Below are 4,068 nucleotides of genomic sequence, written 5' to 3' on the forward strand. Positions count from 1 at the left end.
GCTTTACCGCAACGGACCCATAACGCACAGCACTGCGGTGGTCAGGTCCCGGAGGCTCGTACTTGCAGCACTTGTCCGGTCAAAGCGAATCCAGCATCTGGTAGGTTTTTTCTGCGCACTCCTGGGCAACAGGCTTTGCTTTTTCGCGTGCCTGGCTTTCGCGCTGTATCCCTGAGCCTGCGCATGCTGTGCATTCGTCGTCTTCTCCCGCGCAATGTACGCAGATCCCACTCAACCGCATCAGCTCTTTCCCCAAGCTGCGTAGAACATTGTCCTGTCGCGACTCCCAAAGCTCCTCTGACAGCCTTTCGCCGATCCTGTACATGCGTACTGCTTTTGCGTTTGCCATTTTCTACCTCAGTATCAGCTTCAAGTCGTGAAGGTAGACCTGCCAAGCAACCATCGCTATGAGCGCCTGTATCGTTGCCAGCGTCATGCCGCCAATTATGATGCCAATTGCTATTTCGTATGCCAGACGACGCTCGGGCTTCTTCTGAGTGCGTACCGTGTCGTCCTGATCGCGTTCTGCGCGCATTTTCTGTCCCTGTTGTTTTCGAGCCGAGCGGGTGGGGGTGCTGTTACACCCCCACTTTATTGTGGTTTTCCACAATTTCCGATCCTACGCTACATCGCTTTCCTGTCTTGCTGCTTCTTCCTCGAGGCTCAGAACCAGACCTCTTATCACCGCGCGTGCTTGGCTTTGCATGTTCTCAGGTAGCTGCTCCATCCGTCGGAAAAGAGCTCTCATATCCTCTGAAACACTGCGTTCTGACCTCTCAAATATCAGTTCATCAGTTGAGCATCCTAGGCACCTTGCTATTGCTGCAACCTTGTCTGCTGGCGGCGGATTTTTGTCGTGTTCCCACCCTATGTACGTATTAACCGCTGTATCTATCAGACCCGCCAAGGCTTTTTGCGATAGCCCTGCGGTCTCTCGCTTTGCTTTCAGATTTTCGCCGATGCTCATTGGTATGCCTGACATGTCGTAATTTCCCATGCGAATCTATCTCCTGTCTGCCTATCCAGTATCGGAATAGGGGTGTTGAACTACCGAAATATCGTTTGACTCCATAATCCGAGATATCGTAGCCTTTATCACAAGATTTCGGTATTGACAGGATTTGTGATGATCATCGACTGGCTGACAGTTTCACAGGAACACGACCACGATCTGCCGGTCGTCTGTGACGTTTTCACGCTCACTATCGATGCCAACACTAACGAAGTCCTCAGCACTCGCCAGCCTCGCTTTAAGCACGAGGCCAGCCATTCGACATCCGTAACGATTCATGTTCAGGGTCGAAAAGTTCGTGTTGAGGGCAACCCCAGCAGAGTAGGTCGCCTTGATAATCTCTTTGGTTTCACCTCAGTTGAACAATGTATCTCTGTGTATAACTCGTTACTGCGCGAATACGGGCTTCCGCCTTTCACTCGTTGCACTCGCGTTGATATCCGTCAGGGAGCGTCAGGCGCTAAATCTGGTGATCGCGTCGCCGATGGGGCCAAGATTGAACGAATCGATTTAACGACTAATGTTTCTCTCGGTGAGGGTAATGTTCTTGCTTACTTGCGAGGCGTATCTAGCCAGCGTATTGGTCATTCTATTGGTTTTCTTTACCCTAACGGCCGCACAGTCTCTTGGACTCCCAAGGGCAACGGCCAGGGTGGTCGTCTTCAATATCGAAAGGCTTACGACAAAGCTTTTGAGATGGATCAAAACATTCTCCCTAAGATCAAGCGTCTATATGGGGAAACTTCGTCTGAATATGCTTATGTTCTTCGTGTACGCAACTATTGCTTTGAGTTTGGTGTTGTTCGAATGGAGCAAGAACTTAAAAGTGAATTCCTCCAGCGAGAGGCCCTATGTTACTGGGGTTTATTTGATGAAAGGCGTTTTGCCGAACTCCATTGTGAGTTTTTAAAAATTGACGAGCGTCTAAAGGTGACGGCTATGGATATTGTTAGCATTAGTGGGCAGCTTGTTGCTGAGGGCATTTGCGATAATCTTCGTTCTGCCCGCACAACCGCTAGTTATGCTCTTGAGTGGATGACTGGTGCTAACCTTGATTTCTCCAAGAAACAAGTTAACACTCACGCCGCTAAACTCAATCGTATAGGCATCAATATTCGCAATGCTCCTGATACATCCCGTTTTGCGCCTGTCTTTGTTCGTCAGTGTCGTGAAGTAACAAAGTCTTCTCTTGTTATTCCTACATGGTATCAGCGACCAAATCACCTTCAACAGGTTGCAGCATGAAGACTGTAAGCCTTCAAGGTATTCAGCTTTCAGCTGGTCAACGTCGCATTCTTGAACAGCAGCGCCACGTTCGCCAGTTCATGAATCCTGTTCTGACCCAGCAAGTAGCAGAAACACTTGCTGTAATTGAAGTTCGGAAAGAGCAGGGCGTTAAACCCGAAAAGATTTGGTTTCATGATCGTGAATCAAGTTGGCAAGGTACTATTTCTGTAGCTGAATGGATGGGCTACTAATGTTTATTACCTCTCTTGTCTTTGTTGTTCTTGGTCTCTTCGCAGGGGTCATTATTTGGATCTTGGAGCAGTAACATGGATAAGTCTCAATATCAGATTCTTCGTTATTCAGTCGAGGCCGAGATTGCTAATTTTAACTCTGGCAACATTGATGATAGTGCTTTCGCTAGCTCGCTTATGCGTCTGTTTCTACAGGCTTCATCTGCTGAGCAAGTCAAGTCTCAACTAGCCAAGCGTCAGTTTCTTACGTTTCGTCGTACACCTAATTTAACACCGCCCAGCTGGGCATACTCCAATCCGAGCTTAAGTTCTCGGCTTCCCACACTTTAAAAGGGCAATACAATGTCTCTCAAATTTCCTACTCTGATGGTAGAGGTTACTGGCAACGTCCGTACAGGTACGTCTTCCAAGGGCAAGTCTTATGCAATGTTTCAGTCTTTCGTTCACTTGCCCGGTATTCCATATCCTCAGAAGGTCGACTTCTATGCGCAGGATCAAAATGACTGTCCGCAACCCGGTACTTACGAGTGTGATGTTATGTGCGATGTTCGTGATGGTCGCCTTCAATTCACCGTTGATCCTCGTCAAGGTCGTCGTAAGAACATTCCTCCGCTTTCTGACGCAATGAATCCTCAGAAGGCTGGCTAACATGAATTTTCTCGGCTGTGATGGAATGTGGCAAGTTCAGGCCGACGGTACTCCCGTCTGTACTGGTCAACTTCAAACTTTCACAGTCCAAGAAATGCGGGACTCTCTCAGTCCTGCAATTACCGCAGAACAGCGCATGGAGATAACCGGTGCTTTACTTGCACTCTTTATTTTCGTCTGGGTCTGCAAAACCGTCCGTAACTCATTTTAAGGTGTTTTTATGAAAAACAAATTGCTCGTTCTCTGCAAATCTGGCCGCGCTCAGTTGGCAGCCGCTACTGTCGCCATTGCAACTGCCTCGCCGTCTTTCGCTGCCGGTGCCAACATCGACACCGCTGAGGCCCTCGGCTATGTCGCGGGTGGTGTTGCTGCTGCTGCCGCTGTTACTGCTGCAATGTTTGGCCTCGTTGCACTCATCGGTGCTGCCAAGAAAGCAATGCGCGCAGGGACTTAATTAACCCTGTTTGCCCGGTGGGAGTTTTTCCCTCCGGGCTTTTTTTGTCTGGAGATAACCATGGGGCCACTATTATGTATATCGATCCTAATGACTTTGTGTGGTTTTGGGTCACGGCTGCGCTGTTTCTTTTGTGTACCGGTCGTTAGACGTTCACTGTTCTTTATTCTGTTTCTTTTTTCTTCTTATTCTAGTGCTGCTCGTTATTGGACTAATGAATTTGATAGCGGTCATTACTCTTCTGCTGTAGAGGCTTGTGGTGGTACTACGGCTTGGGGGCCTATTAGCCCGTATGCGGTTAACACTGAGCGTTGGAACTGTGGCAATGGCGCTAATGCCTTTGCTTCGGGAAGTTGTGATTCTGGCCAGACTTACGACAATGCCACTGGTGCTTGTCAGACTCCCTCAACTCCTACTCCCACTCCAAATCCAGATTCTCCGCCTGACAATCAAAAATGCCTAGGGAGGCGCTGCAA

6 protein-coding genes are annotated in these 4,068 nt (G+C 48.8%); 4 read left to right on the forward strand and 2 right to left on the reverse strand.

Annotation, left to right across the window (positions count from 1 at the left end; all coding sequences use genetic code 11):
- Positions 1-352: 352 nt before the first annotated feature.
- Positions 353-535 (reverse strand): hypothetical protein, encoded by a 183-nt coding sequence (locus ALO43_RS06565; RefSeq protein ID WP_054997274.1) that lies wholly within the window; start codon positions 533-535, stop codon positions 353-355.
- Between the two features lie 84 nt (positions 536-619).
- Positions 620-997 carry a helix-turn-helix domain-containing protein gene (locus ALO43_RS06570; protein ID WP_235812525.1) on the reverse strand — a complete coding sequence of 126 codons (378 nt, stop codon included), beginning with the start codon at positions 995-997 and terminating at the stop codon, positions 620-622.
- Between the two features lie 129 nt (positions 998-1,126).
- Here ALO43_RS06570 and ALO43_RS28395 point away from each other — a divergent pair, with 129 nt between their 5' ends.
- From ALO43_RS28395 to ALO43_RS06580, 4 genes are all read left to right on the forward strand, one after another.
- Positions 1,127-2,257 (forward strand): phage/plasmid replication domain-containing protein, encoded by a 1,131-nt coding sequence (locus ALO43_RS28395; protein WP_083492122.1) that lies wholly within the window; start codon positions 1,127-1,129, stop codon positions 2,255-2,257.
- Entirely contained in the window at positions 2,254-2,490 is a 237-nt protein-coding gene (locus ALO43_RS28400; RefSeq protein WP_083492123.1) for a hypothetical protein, read from the forward strand. The genes ALO43_RS28395 and ALO43_RS28400 overlap by 4 nt, the downstream gene beginning before the upstream one ends.
- A gap of 366 nt (positions 2,491-2,856) precedes the next feature.
- Positions 2,857-3,138: a propanediol utilization protein gene (locus ALO43_RS32330; RefSeq protein WP_459564951.1), complete on the forward strand. Its 282-nt coding sequence runs from the start codon at positions 2,857-2,859 to the stop codon at positions 3,136-3,138.
- Positions 3,139-3,358: 220 nt separating this feature from the next.
- Positions 3,359-3,592, forward strand: a complete 234-nt coding sequence (locus tag ALO43_RS06580; RefSeq protein ID WP_054997276.1) for a hypothetical protein — start codon at positions 3,359-3,361, stop codon at positions 3,590-3,592.
- Positions 3,593-4,068 lie beyond the last annotated feature (476 nt).

The sequence above is a fragment of the Pseudomonas tremae genome (genome assembly GCF_001401155.1).
GTDB classification, from domain to species: domain Bacteria; phylum Pseudomonadota; class Gammaproteobacteria; order Pseudomonadales; family Pseudomonadaceae; genus Aquipseudomonas; species Aquipseudomonas tremae.

Coding starts and splice junctions, on each gene's coding strand:
- ALO43_RS06565 (WP_054997274.1), bottom strand. CDS start 535: ATGCGCGCAGAACGCGATCAGGACGACACGGTACGCACTCAGAAGAAG.
- ALO43_RS06570 (WP_235812525.1), bottom strand. CDS start 997: ATGGGAAATTACGACATGTCAGGCATACCAATGAGCATCGGCGAAAAT.
- ALO43_RS28395 (WP_083492122.1), top strand. CDS start 1,127: ATGATCATCGACTGGCTGACAGTTTCACAGGAACACGACCACGATCTG.
- ALO43_RS28400 (WP_083492123.1), top strand. CDS start 2,254: ATGAAGACTGTAAGCCTTCAAGGTATTCAGCTTTCAGCTGGTCAACGT.
- ALO43_RS32330 (WP_459564951.1), top strand. CDS start 2,857: ATGGTAGAGGTTACTGGCAACGTCCGTACAGGTACGTCTTCCAAGGGC.
- ALO43_RS06580 (WP_054997276.1), top strand. CDS start 3,359: ATGAAAAACAAATTGCTCGTTCTCTGCAAATCTGGCCGCGCTCAGTTG.